This window comes from Halobaculum sp. XH14 (assembly GCF_032116555.1).
Lineage (GTDB): Archaea > Halobacteriota > Halobacteria > Halobacteriales > Haloferacaceae > Halorarum > Halorarum halobium.
Genome location: NZ_CP134949.1, coordinates 2095594 through 2107846 on the forward strand (window position 1 = coordinate 2095594; position 12253 = coordinate 2107846).

The 12253-nt window shown below is 68.6% G+C and carries 23 protein-coding genes; all 23 read right to left on the reverse strand.

Annotated features, from left to right (window positions below; genetic code table 11):
- From RJT50_RS10695 to RJT50_RS10805, 23 genes are read right to left on the reverse strand one after another with little or no spacing between them, the layout of a single operon-like run.
- Entirely contained in the window at positions 1–495 is a 495-nt protein-coding gene (locus RJT50_RS10695) for an uL15m family ribosomal protein (protein WP_313691304.1), read from the reverse strand.
- A complete protein-coding gene (gene rpmD / locus RJT50_RS10700; protein ID WP_313691305.1) occupies positions 495–953 on the reverse strand; it encodes a 50S ribosomal protein L30 in 459 nt (152 codons plus the stop codon). The genes RJT50_RS10695 and rpmD overlap by 1 nt, the downstream gene beginning before the upstream one ends.
- On the reverse strand, positions 953–1606 hold the full coding sequence (locus tag RJT50_RS10705) for a 30S ribosomal protein S5 (RefSeq protein ID WP_313691307.1): 654 nt from the start codon (positions 1604–1606) through the stop codon (positions 953–955). Before RJT50_RS10705 ends, rpmD begins: the two co-directional genes overlap by 1 nt.
- On the reverse strand, positions 1607–2164 hold the full coding sequence (locus tag RJT50_RS10710) for a 50S ribosomal protein L18 (protein WP_313691308.1): 558 nt from the start codon (positions 2162–2164) through the stop codon (positions 1607–1609). It abuts the gene before it with no gap.
- Positions 2164–2625: a 50S ribosomal protein L19e gene (locus RJT50_RS10715; protein WP_313691309.1), complete on the reverse strand. Its 462-nt coding sequence runs from the start codon at positions 2623–2625 to the stop codon at positions 2164–2166. The genes RJT50_RS10710 and RJT50_RS10715 overlap by 1 nt, the downstream gene beginning before the upstream one ends.
- Positions 2618–3355, reverse strand: coding sequence for a 50S ribosomal protein L32e (locus tag RJT50_RS10720; RefSeq protein ID WP_313691310.1), 738 nt, complete (start codon positions 3353–3355; stop codon positions 2618–2620). Before RJT50_RS10720 ends, RJT50_RS10715 begins: the two co-directional genes overlap by 8 nt.
- A 3-nt stretch (positions 3356–3358) precedes the next feature.
- Positions 3359–3895 carry a 50S ribosomal protein L6 gene (locus RJT50_RS10725; RefSeq protein ID WP_313691311.1) on the reverse strand — a complete coding sequence of 179 codons (537 nt, stop codon included), beginning with the start codon at positions 3893–3895 and terminating at the stop codon, positions 3359–3361.
- Between the two features lie 2 nt (positions 3896–3897).
- On the reverse strand, positions 3898–4290 hold the full coding sequence (locus RJT50_RS10730) for a 30S ribosomal protein S8 (protein ID WP_313691312.1): 393 nt from the start codon (positions 4288–4290) through the stop codon (positions 3898–3900).
- Between the two features lie 2 nt (positions 4291–4292).
- Entirely contained in the window at positions 4293–4484 is a 192-nt protein-coding gene (locus tag RJT50_RS10735; protein ID WP_313691313.1) for a 30S ribosomal protein S14, read from the reverse strand.
- Positions 4481–5005 carry a 50S ribosomal protein L5 gene (locus tag RJT50_RS10740; protein ID WP_313691314.1) on the reverse strand — a complete coding sequence of 175 codons (525 nt, stop codon included), beginning with the start codon at positions 5003–5005 and terminating at the stop codon, positions 4481–4483. Before RJT50_RS10740 ends, RJT50_RS10735 begins: the two co-directional genes overlap by 4 nt.
- Complete coding sequence (locus tag RJT50_RS10745) at positions 5002–5703, reverse strand: 30S ribosomal protein S4e (RefSeq protein ID WP_313691315.1); 702 nt, start codon at positions 5701–5703, stop codon at positions 5002–5004. Before RJT50_RS10745 ends, RJT50_RS10740 begins: the two co-directional genes overlap by 4 nt.
- Positions 5704–6066, reverse strand: a complete 363-nt coding sequence (gene rplX, locus RJT50_RS10750) for a 50S ribosomal protein L24 (protein WP_313691317.1) — start codon at positions 6064–6066, stop codon at positions 5704–5706.
- Positions 6063–6461 (reverse strand): 50S ribosomal protein L14, encoded by a 399-nt coding sequence (locus tag RJT50_RS10755; RefSeq protein ID WP_313691318.1) that lies wholly within the window; start codon positions 6459–6461, stop codon positions 6063–6065. Before RJT50_RS10755 ends, rplX begins: the two co-directional genes overlap by 4 nt.
- Positions 6461–6787: a 30S ribosomal protein S17 gene (locus RJT50_RS10760; protein WP_313691319.1), complete on the reverse strand. Its 327-nt coding sequence runs from the start codon at positions 6785–6787 to the stop codon at positions 6461–6463. Before RJT50_RS10760 ends, RJT50_RS10755 begins: the two co-directional genes overlap by 1 nt.
- Entirely contained in the window at positions 6778–7356 is a 579-nt protein-coding gene (locus RJT50_RS10765) for a ribonuclease P protein component 1 (RefSeq protein ID WP_313691320.1), read from the reverse strand. The genes RJT50_RS10760 and RJT50_RS10765 overlap by 10 nt, the downstream gene beginning before the upstream one ends.
- A gap of 1 nt (position 7357) precedes the next feature.
- On the reverse strand, positions 7358–7576 hold the full coding sequence (rpmC, locus tag RJT50_RS10770) for a 50S ribosomal protein L29 (protein ID WP_313691321.1): 219 nt from the start codon (positions 7574–7576) through the stop codon (positions 7358–7360).
- 2 nt (positions 7577–7578) lie between these two features.
- Entirely contained in the window at positions 7579–8610 is a 1032-nt protein-coding gene (locus tag RJT50_RS10775) for a 30S ribosomal protein S3 (RefSeq protein ID WP_313691322.1), read from the reverse strand.
- Positions 8610–9077, reverse strand: a complete 468-nt coding sequence (locus RJT50_RS10780; protein ID WP_313691323.1) for a 50S ribosomal protein L22 — start codon at positions 9075–9077, stop codon at positions 8610–8612. The genes RJT50_RS10775 and RJT50_RS10780 overlap by 1 nt, the downstream gene beginning before the upstream one ends.
- Before the next feature lie 2 nt (positions 9078–9079).
- Complete coding sequence (locus RJT50_RS10785) at positions 9080–9502, reverse strand: 30S ribosomal protein S19 (protein WP_313691325.1); 423 nt, start codon at positions 9500–9502, stop codon at positions 9080–9082.
- A 3-nt stretch (positions 9503–9505) separates the two neighbouring features.
- Positions 9506–10231 carry a 50S ribosomal protein L2 gene (locus RJT50_RS10790; protein WP_313691326.1) on the reverse strand — a complete coding sequence of 242 codons (726 nt, stop codon included), beginning with the start codon at positions 10229–10231 and terminating at the stop codon, positions 9506–9508.
- A gap of 2 nt (positions 10232–10233) precedes the next feature.
- Positions 10234–10485, reverse strand: a complete 252-nt coding sequence (locus RJT50_RS10795; RefSeq protein ID WP_313691327.1) for a 50S ribosomal protein L23 — start codon at positions 10483–10485, stop codon at positions 10234–10236.
- Positions 10482–11228 (reverse strand): 50S ribosomal protein L4, encoded by a 747-nt coding sequence (rpl4p, locus tag RJT50_RS10800; protein WP_313691328.1) that lies wholly within the window; start codon positions 11226–11228, stop codon positions 10482–10484. The genes RJT50_RS10795 and rpl4p overlap by 4 nt, the downstream gene beginning before the upstream one ends.
- A gap of 3 nt (positions 11229–11231) precedes the next feature.
- Complete coding sequence (locus tag RJT50_RS10805; RefSeq protein WP_313691329.1) at positions 11232–12248, reverse strand: 50S ribosomal protein L3; 1017 nt, start codon at positions 12246–12248, stop codon at positions 11232–11234.
- Positions 12249–12253 lie beyond the last annotated feature (5 nt).

A 12253-nucleotide genomic window follows, 5' to 3' on the forward strand; every position in this document is an offset into this window, starting at 1 on the left:
TTACGCCTCTTCCTCGTCCTTTTGAGTATCTTCCGCTTCCGCCTCGGCCTCCTCGGCGCGGTCGGTGAGCGAGGCGGAGCCGCCCGCCTCCTCGATGAGCGTCCGCGCCTCGCCGGTGAACGCGTCGGCGGTGACGTGCAGTTCGCCGCGCACGGAGCCGTTCCCGAGCACCTTCACGACGTCCGCCTCGTGGCCGTCCTCGGCCACGTCGCGGGCGTCGATGGCGTAGCCGTCGCCCCGCTCCTCGGCGAGGCCCTCCGCGGCCAGCAGCGCCGCGTCCTCGTCGAGCTTCTGGGCGGTGACCTCGACGACGTCCTCCTGCACGGAGGGCGGTCGCTTGAAGCCGTGCTTGCCGAGCGGCCCGTAGAGGTTCCGCTCGTGCTTCTTCCGGCCGGCCGCGCCCCGGCCGCCGCGGTGACCGGCGCCGCGCCGGTTCTTGTGGCTGCCGCCGCCGTGCGTGCGCGAGCCGCGCTGTCGCCTCTTCTTGTTCGACATTATCGCATCGCCTCCAGGAGCGCGTCGATGTCCTCGTGACGGCCGAGTTCGCCGCCGTTCTTCTCGGCGTGCTTGATGCCGCGGTGGCCCTTGCGCGGGGGGTGGAGCCGGATGGCCGGGGAGAGCCCCTGCTCGCGCAGGGTCGTCTCCTCGGCGACGAGCGCCTCGGCGAGCGCGCCGACGTCGTCGTAGTCGGTGTGCTCGTCGACCCACTCGTCGTCGACGTCCGCGTCGCCCTCGAGCGCCTCGCCGCGGCGCTCGATGAGCTCGGCGACGGTCTCGGCCGAGGGCTCGCCGAAGGCGACGTAGTCGTTCACCTTGGCGATCATCCCGCGGTAGGTGTCCTCCTCGGGCACCAGCGTCGCGTGGTTCACGGCGTGGAGGTTCAGCATCTGCAGGGTGTCACGCTGTGCGGCCGAGGTGTCGACCTCGCCGCGAAGCTGGACGACCGCCTGCATCACTGGGCCCCCTCGCCGGCCTCCCGCTGGACGCGCCGTGCCCGGTCGGGCGTGCGCGCCTGCGACGCGTTCGTCAGCGCGTTGAACGTCGCCTTCGCGAGGTTGACCGTCGTTCGCGTGTTGCCGTCGGAGCTGGTCCAGGCGTCCTGCACGCCGGCCAGCTCGAGGATGTTGCGCACCGTCTCCGCGGCCGCCAACCCGAGCCCCTGCGGGGCCGGGCGGATCTCGACCGTGACGGAGCCGGCCTTGCCGGTCGCCGTCCGGGTGAGCGAGTTGACCCCGCCGGCGGAGTCCTCCCAGCTACCCGAGCCGCGGTCGACCTTGATGATGTTCAGCTTGGCGACCTCGATCGCCTTCTGGATCGCGCCGCCGACCTGGTCGTCGCGGGCCTCGGCGTAGCCGAGGTAGCCGTCGCGGTTCCCGATCGCACAGACGCAGCGGAACTTGACCCGGCGACCCGAGTCGGTCATCCGCTGGACCATGTTGATGTCGAGGACCTCGTCGTCCAGGCTCCCGAGGAGCTGGTCGACGATCTCCGGCTCCTTCAGCGGGAGGCCGGTGGCGAGCGCCTCGTCCATCGAGGTGACGTCGCCGTCCTGTACCTTGCGGCCGAGCCGCGTTCGCGGCTCCCAGCCGTCGTTGTTTCTGCTCATTTACTCGAAGTCCTCCGTTAGCGCCTCACGGACCTCGTCGAAGTGGTCCGGGAGATCCGCGGCGTCGAACTCCCCCGAGTAGAGCGGCTCGTCGAGCGACTCCGCGTAGGCGGCGATGTCCTCGCCGCGGTTGCGCGGCCACTCGGCCAGCACGTCCTCGCTGTGGGGGATTTCGAGCCCCGCGTCGATTGCACCTTCCTGTACTGCGAACGTCTTGTTGCCGGGGGTCGCCGTGTTGAGCCCGATGTCGAGCACGGCCTCGTCGAGGCCGGCGTCGACCGCGCGCAGGCCCGCGAGATAGCCCGTCAGGTACGCGCTGGGGATGTTGCCCGTGGGGGCTTCCCAGCCGTACTCCGACAGGTCCTCGCTGGACGCTGCGGCGTGGGTCTCGTCTCCGCTCGGACCGGGGGTGACCAGCTGCGCCCTGACGTGCCTGTTCGACACGCGCGCGACGAGTCGCGGCTTGCCGGATTTCAGCAGGCGCAACCTCTGGTGGTAGTCGGTCCGAACCTCGCGGCGGCGCCGCATCGGCACCTTGTATCGTGGTCCGGTTGCCATTAGTCGTCCTCCAGTGTCACGTCGTAGTTGTTCACGACGTACGATTCGAGCCGGCGCACGTCCTCGAACTCCCCGCCGGAGGCCTTGTCGTACAGCTCGCGGTACTGCGAGCGGTCGAGCGGGCCGTCGTCGCGGAGCTCCTTCAGGCGTGCACGCTGTGCGCGGATGCGGGCGATCCAGTCGGTCTTCTCGCTCTGCCGGCCGCCGGCCTTCCCTCGTCGGGAGCCGGCGCCCTTGCGGTGACCGTACGCGCGCTTCTCGTCGCGCTCGCGGGCGCGGCCGCGGGAGTTCGCCTTCGCGTCCTCCGCGCGGATGTTGCCCTGCTGGATCTGCTCGCGGATGTCCTCGCGCGTGATCGAATCCGCCAGCTCGGACTGTGCTTCGGGGTTGAACCAGACGCGGCTCTTGCCGACGTCGAGGACGTCGGCGGCGAGCCGTCGCTGGGCGCTCAGATCACTCATCGTCGACCTCCACTTCGATGTACGTCGGGTTGAGGACGCGGATCTCGCGGTCCTCGCAGACGTCCTCGATGTTCTCGCGCTTGCGGTCGCCGACCTTCGAGGCGATGCGCACCGCCTCGGTGTCGGCGTCGACGCCCTCGAGGTCGTCCGTGTTGTGGACGCGGACCTCCTCGAAGCCGCTCGGGTGCAGGCCGCGTGCGCCCTTCGGCGTTCGGTAGCCGGCGGCGACCTTCGGGCCCTTGCCCTTGATGCCGCGGCGCTGTTTCGAGAGCCCGCCGCGCGGGCGTCGCCACGAGGTCGGCGTCCGTTTCTTCTTGTGGTAGTCCTGTCGGTTGAACTGGGGCATGCCCTCGCGGTGCTTCTGTGCGAGCGCACGCGCCGTCTCGTCGTCGAGGTCGGGGGTCTTGTCGACGTGGCCGCGCGGCTGCAGCTCCGTCTCGACCGCCTCGTCCTCCTCGGCCTCCTCGGCCTCGGGTTCCTCCTCCTCGATCTCGGCTTCGGTCTCGTCCTCCGACTCGACCTCGAGCCCGCCGACGTCGGCCTTGATGCGGGCCGCGAGGGCGTTCCCGACGCCCTCGATGTCGGCGAGTTCCGACTGGGACGCGGCCTTCACGTCCTCGACGGTCTCGTAGCCGGCCTCGCGGATCGCGTCCGCCTTCGAGGGGCCGACCCCGGAGATGTCCTCTAGCGACTCGACGTCCTCGGTCGTCTCGGCGTCGTCGTCAGCCATGGATCAGGCACCTCCGGTCGGTTTCTCGGTGATGTACACGCCGTCCTGGAAGACGCGCGTGTCCTTGTCGGTCACGCGGGTGAGCTGCTCGATGTTGGCGGCCGTCTGGCCGACGTCCTCCTTCGAGGGACCCGTGAGGGTGAGCTCCTCCCCGTCGATCTGTACGTCCGTGTCGCCGCGGATCGCCGCGCGGCGCGGAGCCTTCTCCCCGAGGAAGTTCGTGATGACGACGTCCTCGCCCTCCACGGAGACGTCCATCGGGAAGTGGGCGTAGAAGACTTCCATCTTGTACTCCCACTCGTCGGTGACGCCGTGGATCATGTTTCCGACGTGGCTGCGGAAGGTGCCGACCGTCGCGGTCGTCTTCCGGTCCGCGTCGTCGTCGTGTTCGATGGCCACCAGGCCATCCTCGACGGAGACGCTCACGTTCGGGTACCACAGGCGACGCGTCGTCGAGCCGTTCGGCCCCTCGATCGTGAGATCGAGGTGGTCGAGCTCGGCCGACACGTCCTCGGGTAGTTCGATTTCTGTTCGTGCCATTGTCAGTAGACGTATGCGATTACCTGGCCACCGATGCCCTGTTCGCGGGCCTCGTAGTGGCTCATGACGCCGTGGGAGGTGGTCACGATGAGCGAGCCGTAGTCGCGGGCGGGGAGGTAGCGCTTCTCCCAGCGCTCGTAGTCTTCCGCGCCCACGGAGTATCGGGGCTTCACCGCGCCACACTCGTTGATGGCGCCCTTCAGTTCGACCTCGAACAGGCCGGCTTTCCCGTCCTCGACGTACTCGAAGCCGTCGACGTAGCCGCGGTCGTACAGCACTTCGAGGATGGAGCCGACGATGTTCGAGGCGGGCTGGACCGTGTACTCCAGATGGCCGACGCTCTCGGCGTTGTCGAGTCCGCCGAGCGCGTCGGAGAGTGGATCGTTACCTGCCATTGTTATCGGTACTTACGGAAGCCCATGTCCCGGGCGACCTCGCGGAAGCACTGGCGACAGAGGTTGATGTCGTACTTGCCGACGAGCCCCTGCTTGCGCTGACACCGGCGGCACTCGTGGCGCTGGCCGGTGCGTTTCTCCGCGTGCTCGCCCGTGGATTCGGGCCCCTTCTGTTCGATGTCTGCGTCGCTCATTCGTTCACCTCGACCTCGAACTCGCGTTCGAGGAACGTCGTCGCGTCCTCGACGGACATCCGGTGCTTGGTCGGCAGCGACCGGGTGACCTTGTCCCGCTTGGAGACGCGGTAGCCCGGGCGCGTGAGCGCGACGGTGACGTCGAGCCCGTAGATGCCGATGCTCGGGTCGTACTCCTGGCTGGGGAACTCGGTGTGTTCCTCGACGCCGAAGCTGAAGTTGCCGTTGTCGTCGAACTGGTCGGCCGAGAGGTCGACCAGTTCCAGCGCCGTGTCGAGGAACGCGAGGGCGTCCTCGCCGCGGAGGGTGACCTTCGCGCCGATGGGGTCGCCGGGACGGATGTCGAACTCGCCGATGGCCCGCTTGGCCGTCGTGCGAACCGACTCCTGTCCGGTGACCTCCTCGAGGATCTCCTCGGCGTTCGCGAGTTCGCGCCCGCCCTGGCCGACGCCCATGTGGACGACGACCTTGTCGATGCGCGGTGCGCGCATCTCGTGGAACTCCGATTCGGCCTCGCTCATTCCTCATCACCCGTGAAGTTCTCGTCGATGACGACGACGTACTCCTCGACGGTCTCGAAGTCCTCGTCGTCCTCCCGTGCCACGGTGACGCCGTTCGCGCCCGAGCCGGGGGTGACGGTGATCTCCTCGACGGTTCCGATCTCGCCGGAGTGGGTCCCGTCGACGACGGTGACGAGCGCGCCCTCCTCGTAGGGGAAGTGCGCCACGATCTCCTTCGACTCGTTGTCGACGACCAGCGAGTCCTTGCCCGCGTACTCGCCGTCCTCGGTCTGGAGCGTCGTGCCGTCGTGGAGCGTGTACTGGAACGTGCCGCCGGCGACCTGCGTCTTGCCGGCCACCTTCCCGAGCCGCGAGGAGGCGGACTCCTCGTCGATTGGGGTCAGCGCGAGCCGACCGCCTTCGCCCGGGAACACGCGGAAGTACTCCTCGCGCTCGCGGAACGCCAGGATGTCGAACATCCCGACCGGGCGGGCCTCGTCCGAGACCGCCACGCCGTTGACGAGCACGGAGTCGTTGTCGAGCGCGTAGCGCGCCTCCTTCTTCGAGTCGACGTAGCCCAGCACGTCCCGGAGGACGATGAGCAGGGGCACGCCGGCCTCGCCGTGCGGGCCCGCGCCCGCCTTGACCGTGAACGTCCCTTCCTTGCGTTCGACCGGCCAGGCGTTCGGGGCCGACAGTCGCTTCTGGTGGTTGCTCATCTATGCTGCCTCCTCGTCCGATTCGAGACGCGCCTCGCGGCGGTCGTCCTCGAGGTCGAGCTCCGTGACGCGGACGTTCGACGTGTCGAGCGGGCGGGGAACCTCCTCCCCGTCCGCCGACTCGATAGTGACGTCCTCGACGTGGATCGTCGCGTCGCGGAGGTCGACCGCCAGGACCTCGCCCTCCTCGCCGGCGAAGTCGCCGCGCATGACCTCGACGGTGTCGCCCGCGTTGACGCGGACGTTCCGCTGGTCGTACTCCTCCCGGAGCTCCTCCGAGAGGGTCGCGCGGACCTGCTTGTGTCGCTCGTGAAGGGGCGCGTCCCGCTGTCGGGTGCGCTGTTTGTGCGGTTGCGTGGTCATACGATCTGTGTCGCCGTTGATGCGATGCTCCCGAAGCGTTCGGCGACCTCGCGCGCGATGGGACCCTTGATCTCGGTCCCGCGCGGCTCGCTCATGTCGTCGATGACGACTGCAGCGTTGTCCGCGAACTTCACGCGCGTGCCGTCGGGGCGACGGATGGGCTTCCGTTGACGCACGACGACGGCCTCGAGGACCTGTCGGCGCATCTCGGGCGTGCCCTTGGTGACCGAGACGGTCACCTTGTCGCCCACTCCCGCTTTGGGGTGTCTGTTCTTGGTCCCGGTGTAGCCGGAGACGCTGATCACTTTCAGCTCACGCGCGCCGGTGTTGTCGGCACACGTGACGAGCGACCCCTTCTCGAGTCCCTGCGTGACGTCGGCCTTGAGGGCTTCCATCAGGAATCACCCTCCTGGATCTCGACGACCACGTGGGATTTCGTCTTCGAGAGCGGTCGCGTCTCGGCGATGCGCACCTCGTCGCCCTCCTCGACGTCGAGGCAGGGCGAGCAGTGCGCGGGGACGCGGCTCCGTCGTTTCATGTAGCGGTCGTACTTCGGTACGAAGACGTCGTACTCCCGCTCCACGACGACGGTCTTGTCCATCGCTGTGGAGGCGACCGTCCCCTCGAGCGTCTGCCCGCGCACGGATAGCGTCCCGTGGTACGGACAGTTCTCGTCGGAGCAGGCCTCCTCCGGTTCGTCTGTGTTCAGTCCTATTGCCATGTCGAATCACCCGCACGTTCCGTGCGGAAGGCGGGTCGTGAGAGCAGTCTGTCCCCATCCACCGTAACGTAGACCGTACCCTCGCAACCGCCCGACTGACCGGCTGTGACCCCGGCAGTATCGTCCTGCCCGCGCCCGACGGACAGCGTGTCGGGCGCGGACGACGGAAGTTCGGATACGGACCCCGGGGGCTTGCGCGCCCCGGCGGCTTCATATGTGGGCTCGCCCGCCGCGGTCGGATCCGCGGGAGCGAATTGGACGGAATCGTCCTCCGAGGGGAGCGCGAACTCGAACGTCGCGCCCCGTTTGGGTACACGCCTGTCCCCCGAGGCTCCGGCGGCGTCGCCGTCATCAGAACCGCACAGCGGTTCTGATTGGCTCACGAGAGCTTTGCTCTCGTGAACGCCTCGCCGAGACGCCTGCGGCGTCTCGCGGATAGATATGGTCCGCTGGCTCTCGGACACGACGCGCCCGGCGATGCCGACGTGGGCGTCGCTGGGCGCGGCGGCCACCCGAACGGGCAGCCCGATGAGTTCGTGTCGCGTGAGCGTTTCGGGGGTCAGTGGCATATTACTCCTCGGCGTCGTCGATGTCGCCTTCCTCGCGCCGGATCGTCTTGATCCGCGCGATCGTCGTTCGCAGTTCGCCGACGCGGCCGGGGTTCTCCGGCGCGCCGCCCGCGGCCTGGACGGCCTTGGCGTTGAGCAGTTCCGTCTCGAGTTCCTCGAGCTCGGCCTCCCGCTCCGCGGGCGTCATGTCGCGAATCTCCTCGACGTGAAGGATCGCCATGATCAGGCCTCCTCCTCGTCGCCCTCGTCCGCCTCGTCGGCGGCCTCGGTTTCGCTTTCGCTCGATTCGTCCTCGGACTCGTCGGCGTCGGCTTCCGCCTCCTCGGCGTCAGCGTCGTCGGCGGATTCCTCCTCCTCCGACTCCATCTCGGCCACGAGCTCCTCGGCCTCGGCTTCGACGTCCTCGTCGAGCTCCTCGAGCTCCTCGGTCGGCTCCTCGTCCGGCTCGCCGGTGTCGGCGGCGCCGTCGCCGTCCTCGGTCTCGTCCGCCTCGATGACCTCCTCGACGATCTCCTCGTCGATGACGTCCTCGGGCTCGTCGGTCGGCACGTCGACGTCCTCCTCCTCGTTGGACGCGTCGGGAACCTCCTCGGGTTCCTCCTCAAGCAGGGACTCGACGCCCGCCTCCTCGACCTCCTGGTCGACCTCGGGGGCCTCGGCGTCCTCGTCGAGTTCGAAGTCGTCGGGGAGCTTCGCGCCCGGCGGGATGATCTTCACCGTGACGCCGATGGTGCCGAGCTTCATCACCGCGACGCCCTGGCCCTCGTCGACGACATCCTTCGCGGGTTCGCCGTTGTGCTTGACGTAGCCGCGGTTGAACTTCTCGACGCGCGAGCGCGCGCCGGTGACCTTCCCGCTCAGGACGATCTCGGCGCCCAGCGCGCCCGCGTCCATGATGCGGTCGATCGTCGTGTGGCCGGCCTTCCGGAAGTACCAGCCGCGCTCGAGCGCGTTCGCCAGCCGGTCCGCGACGATCTTCGCGTTGAGGTCGGGTTCGTCGACCTCCTGTACGTCGATCTGGGGGTCGTCCATGTCGAACCGGTTCTCCAGTTCGGTGGTGACCTTGCGGATGTTCTTCCCGCCCTTGCCGATGACCATGCCGGGCTTTTCGGCCTTCAGGACGATCTGGGTCCCCATCGGGGTCTTGGCGACGTCCATGCCGCCGTAGCCCGCGCGGCCCAGTTCCTCCTCGAAGAACTCGTTGATCTGGCTCCGCTGGAGCCCGTCCTCGATGAACTGGTGCTCGTCCGCCATTATTCGGCCTCCTCCGGTTCTGTCAGTATCATCTCGATGTCCACCTGCGTGGAGTTCCAGGGCGACGCGCGACCCATCGCTCGGGGCTTGCGACCCTGCTGTTCGCCGACCTTGTGGGCCGCGACGTGGTCGATGACCATCTCGTCGGGCTCGAAGCCGGCGCGGTCGGCGTTGTTCTTGACGTTCTCGAGGAGCTTCTGCAGGTCCTCGGTCGCCTTCTCGGGGTAGCGACCCGCGTCCCACCCGTCGATGTCCGAGCGGTGGCCGACGCCGGTGTTGTGCTGTCGGAACGGGACGGAGCGGTCGCCGGCGAGCACCGCGTCGAGGTACTCCTCGGCGTCCGCGACCGTCTCGCCCTTGATGGCACGGGCGACGGCCTTGCTGTGCTTCAGGCTGAGTTGCCGCTCCCGGAGCATCCCCTTCGCGGAGGCGTCCGGGTCGGCGTCGACGCTGTAGTTGATTCCCATGGTTACTTGAGGGGCACGAACTTCGAGGACCGGGTCGCGCCGAGACCGGCCTGACCGTGTTCGACGGAGTTCCGCGTGAGGTGGAACTCGCCCAGGTAGTGCCCGATCATCTCGGGCTCGATCCGGACGCGTTCGAACTCGTGTCCGTCGTAGACCGCGAACGTCAGCCCCACGAACTCCGGCACGATGGGCATGTCCCGAACGTGGGTCCGGAGCGGGTCGTTCGCCGTCTCCTCCTCGGTCGATTCCCGGGCGTCCTCGAGCAGTTTCAGCTGCTCGGTGCCCAGTCCTCGGGTGATGGTTCGCCGCTGTCGAGCGGGCAGCAGTTCCGCGACGTCCTCCAGCTCCATCTCCTGCAGTTCGTCGAGCGTGTGGCCGCGGTAGGTGAACTCACCCTCGCGGCCGGTTCTGTACTCGGAGCTCATGGTTCAGTTGTCCCCTCCACGGCCAGTGCGCTTGGAGGCGATGTCGCCCACTTTCCGTCCCGGCGGTGCGTTCCGCGAGACGGACTTGGGCTGGCCAGGGTGCTGTCGGCCGCCGCCACCGAACGGGTGGTCGACGGCGTTCATGGCGACCCCGCGAACGCGCGGGTACTTCGTGCCGCGCGATTTCATCTTGTGGTGCTTGTTGCCGGCCTTCACGAACGGCTTCTCGGTCCGACCGCCGCCGGCGACCACGCCGATGGTGGCGCGGGCCTCCGGGTTGAGTCGCTTGACCTCGCCGCTCGGCAGCTGGACGACCGCGACCGTGCGGTCGTGGGTGAGCAGCGTCGCGTTGACGCCCGAGGCGCGGGCGAACTTGCCCCCGTCGCCGGGCTTGGACTCGACGTTGCACACCGGAACCCCCTCGGGGATCTCCGCGAGCGGGAGCGTGTTGCCGGGCTTGATCTCGGCGGAGACGCCGACCTGGATCTCCTCGCCGACCGTGACGCCCTCGGGGGCGAGCACGAGGCGGCGGTCGTCGTCCTCGAACTCCACGTCGGCGAGCGGCGCCGAGCGGGCCGGGTCGTGCTCGATGCCGACCACGGTGCCCGAGATCGTGGCGTCGTCCTCCTCGAGTTTCTTGTGGTGCTTGTCCGACTTGTAGCGGTGCGACGGCGCACGGAACGTGGAGCCGCCGCGACCGCGTCGTTGTCCCTGAATTCTTCGTCCCATTCTCAGAACACCCCGATCCGCGAGGCCACTTCCTGGGCGTCGTCGTCCTCGCCGAGCGCGACGGTGGCCTTCTTTCGCCCCTTCGGCGTGACCTGCGTGTTCACGTCGGCGACGGTCACGTCGAACTGCGACTCGACCGCCTCGATCACGTCGGGCTTGGCGGCGTCGATGTCCACGATGAACTGCAGCTTGTTGCCGAAGTCCATCTCGTCCATCGCCTTCTCGGTGACGAGCGGGTGTTTGATAGTCTTCATCGCTCCGCCACCTCCTCGAGCGCGCTCTCGGTAAAGAGCGTGAGTCGGCCGGCGTGCGTGCCGGGCGCGAGGTCCTCAGCGTTCACTTCCGCGGCGGTCGTCACGTCGGCGCCCGCGAGGTTGCGGGCGGCCTTGGACGGCTCGCCGGCGGTCACGAACAGCAGCGACTTCGGCTGCTGGTACTTGCGACCGCGGGCCTTGCCCTGGCCCGAGCGAACCGAGCGTCCGTTCTCGGCGCGCTCGACGTCCGCGTGGACGCCGAGCGATTCGAGGAGGTCGACGACCTCCTTCGTCTTGACGAGGTCGTCGAACTCGTCCGAGACGACGAGCGGGAGCGTCGCGTCCTCGTCGAACGCGTGGCCGCGTTCGGCGACGAGTTCGGCGTCCGCGGTGGCCGCGAGGGCCGAGCGGACGGCGAGTTTGCGCTCCTTGTCGTTCACCTTCTTCGACTGGTCCTTCTCGGCCTTCGGCGGGTGCGCCTTGCGCCCCTTCACCGTCTGGGGCACGCGCCGGCCCTGCCCGTTCTGTCGGGGCACGTGGGCCATCCCGCGGCCGGAGCCGAACGACTCGGCGGGCGTGCGGAGCCCGGCGAACTCGTCGGCCCCGTAGGCCTGCTTCCTGTTTGCCTGCGCGGCGACGACGGCCCGCCGGATCAGGTCCGGTCGGAACTGGGTGTCGAAGACCTCGGGGAGGTCGACCTCACCCGTCTCGTCGCCGTTCAGGTCGTGTACTGTTGCCTTCATGGGTTAGCCCTGGTTCGATGCGGTGGAGACGTAGCGCACCTCGGGGTCGAGGCGCGGCTGGTCGTTCGGCCGGATGGCCGGGCGGAACCGCAGGAGGCGCTTGTCGGGGCCCGGCAGCGAGCCCTTGACGAGCGCGTAGTGACCGTCCACCTCGCCGTAGTTCGGGAAGCCGCCATCGACCGAGGCGTCGTCTCCCTCGCCGAAGTCGATGAGCCGCTTGTTGAGTTCGGTCCGCTGGTGGTAGCCGGTCTGTCCCTGCTGGGGAACGGTCGAGCGCACGCGCGAGGGGTTCCACGGGCCGAGGTTGCCGATCCGGCGCCGCCAGCCCTGGCGTGCGTGCTTGCCCTTCCGCTTCTGGACGCCCCAGCGCTTGACGGGGCCCTGGGTGCCCTTCCCCTTCGTGACGCCCGAGACGTCCATGTACTCGCCCGCGCGGAACACGTCGCCGAACTCGTGCTCGCCGCCGTCCTCGACGAGGTCGAGGGCGTACTCGAGCCGGTCCGACAGCGCGTCGCCGCCGACGCGAGTCTCCATGACGTCGGGCTTCTTCTTCGGGACGTTCGCCATCGACGCCGGCTCCGTGTGGGTGATGAAGCGCAGGTCGTCGACGACGCCGTCGTCCACGAGTTCGCGGAGTTCGGTCGCGTCGTCCTCGAAGGTGTCCTCCGCCGGCAGGTCGAGCGTCCGGTCGAGTTCGTCGTGGAACTCGGGAGCCCAGACCTCGGTCACCGGCTTCTGTCCGTACGGCGTGTCCTCGTATGCTCGCAGGGCGACCGCCCGCATGGGGGGCACCTCCACGACCGTCACGGGAACGGACTCCTCCATCCCCTCGCGCGGGGAGTCGGATTCGTCGTTCACCATGACGACGTGGGTCATGCCCGCCTTGTAGCCCGCGAAGCCCTGGACGCCGGCGGCGCCGTCGTCCTCGGGCCACGAGCGGATGCGGGGGACTTCGCTGTTCGCGCGCGTACGCGGACCGAAGCCCATCGAGCCCTTGCGTGGTCTGCTTGGTTGTGGCATGTGTG

Bases quoted from the DNA above. Each gene is read 5' to 3' on its own strand.
- rpl4p (WP_313691328.1), bottom strand. From the start codon at position 11,228: ATGAAGGCAACAGTACACGACCTGAACGGCGACGAGACGGGTGAGGTC.
- RJT50_RS10715 (WP_313691309.1), bottom strand. From the start codon at position 2,625: ATGAGTGATCTGAGCGCCCAGCGACGGCTCGCCGCCGACGTCCTCGAC.
- RJT50_RS10755 (WP_313691318.1), bottom strand. From the start codon at position 6,461: ATGGAAGCCCTCAAGGCCGACGTCACGCAGGGACTCGAGAAGGGGTCG.
- RJT50_RS10720 (WP_313691310.1), bottom strand. From the start codon at position 3,355: ATGGCTGACGACGACGCCGAGACGACCGAGGACGTCGAGTCGCTAGAG.
- RJT50_RS10775 (WP_313691322.1), bottom strand. From the start codon at position 8,610: ATGGCGGACGAGCACCAGTTCATCGAGGACGGGCTCCAGCGGAGCCAG.
- RJT50_RS10790 (WP_313691326.1), bottom strand. From the start codon at position 10,231: ATGGGACGAAGAATTCAGGGACAACGACGCGGTCGCGGCGGCTCCACG.
- RJT50_RS10710 (WP_313691308.1), bottom strand. From the start codon at position 2,164: ATGGCAACCGGACCACGATACAAGGTGCCGATGCGGCGCCGCCGCGAG.
- RJT50_RS10730 (WP_313691312.1), bottom strand. From the start codon at position 4,290: ATGGCAGGTAACGATCCACTCTCCGACGCGCTCGGCGGACTCGACAAC.
- RJT50_RS10760 (WP_313691319.1), bottom strand. From the start codon at position 6,787: ATGGCAATAGGACTGAACACAGACGAACCGGAGGAGGCCTGCTCCGAC.
- RJT50_RS10725 (WP_313691311.1), bottom strand. From the start codon at position 3,895: ATGGCACGAACAGAAATCGAACTACCCGAGGACGTGTCGGCCGAGCTC.
- RJT50_RS10735 (WP_313691313.1), bottom strand. From the start codon at position 4,484: ATGAGCGACGCAGACATCGAACAGAAGGGGCCCGAATCCACGGGCGAG.
- rpmC (WP_313691321.1), bottom strand. From the start codon at position 7,576: ATGGCGATCCTTCACGTCGAGGAGATTCGCGACATGACGCCCGCGGAG.
- RJT50_RS10695 (WP_313691304.1), bottom strand. From the start codon at position 495: ATGTCGAACAAGAAGAGGCGACAGCGCGGCTCGCGCACGCACGGCGGC.
- RJT50_RS10795 (WP_313691327.1), bottom strand. From the start codon at position 10,485: ATGAAGACTATCAAACACCCGCTCGTCACCGAGAAGGCGATGGACGAG.
- rpmD (WP_313691305.1), bottom strand. From the start codon at position 953: ATGCAGGCGGTCGTCCAGCTTCGCGGCGAGGTCGACACCTCGGCCGCA.
- RJT50_RS10780 (WP_313691323.1), bottom strand. From the start codon at position 9,077: ATGGGAATCAACTACAGCGTCGACGCCGACCCGGACGCCTCCGCGAAG.
- RJT50_RS10745 (WP_313691315.1), bottom strand. From the start codon at position 5,703: ATGAGCAACCACCAGAAGCGACTGTCGGCCCCGAACGCCTGGCCGGTC.
- rplX (WP_313691317.1), bottom strand. From the start codon at position 6,066: ATGACCACGCAACCGCACAAACAGCGCACCCGACAGCGGGACGCGCCC.
- RJT50_RS10805 (WP_313691329.1), bottom strand. From the start codon at position 12,248: ATGCCACAACCAAGCAGACCACGCAAGGGCTCGATGGGCTTCGGTCCG.
- RJT50_RS10765 (WP_313691320.1), bottom strand. From the start codon at position 7,356: ATGCCACTGACCCCCGAAACGCTCACGCGACACGAACTCATCGGGCTG.
- RJT50_RS10740 (WP_313691314.1), bottom strand. From the start codon at position 5,005: ATGAGCGAGGCCGAATCGGAGTTCCACGAGATGCGCGCACCGCGCATC.
- RJT50_RS10705 (WP_313691307.1), bottom strand. From the start codon at position 1,606: ATGAGCAGAAACAACGACGGCTGGGAGCCGCGAACGCGGCTCGGCCGC.
- RJT50_RS10785 (WP_313691325.1), bottom strand. From the start codon at position 9,502: ATGAGCTCCGAGTACAGAACCGGCCGCGAGGGTGAGTTCACCTACCGC.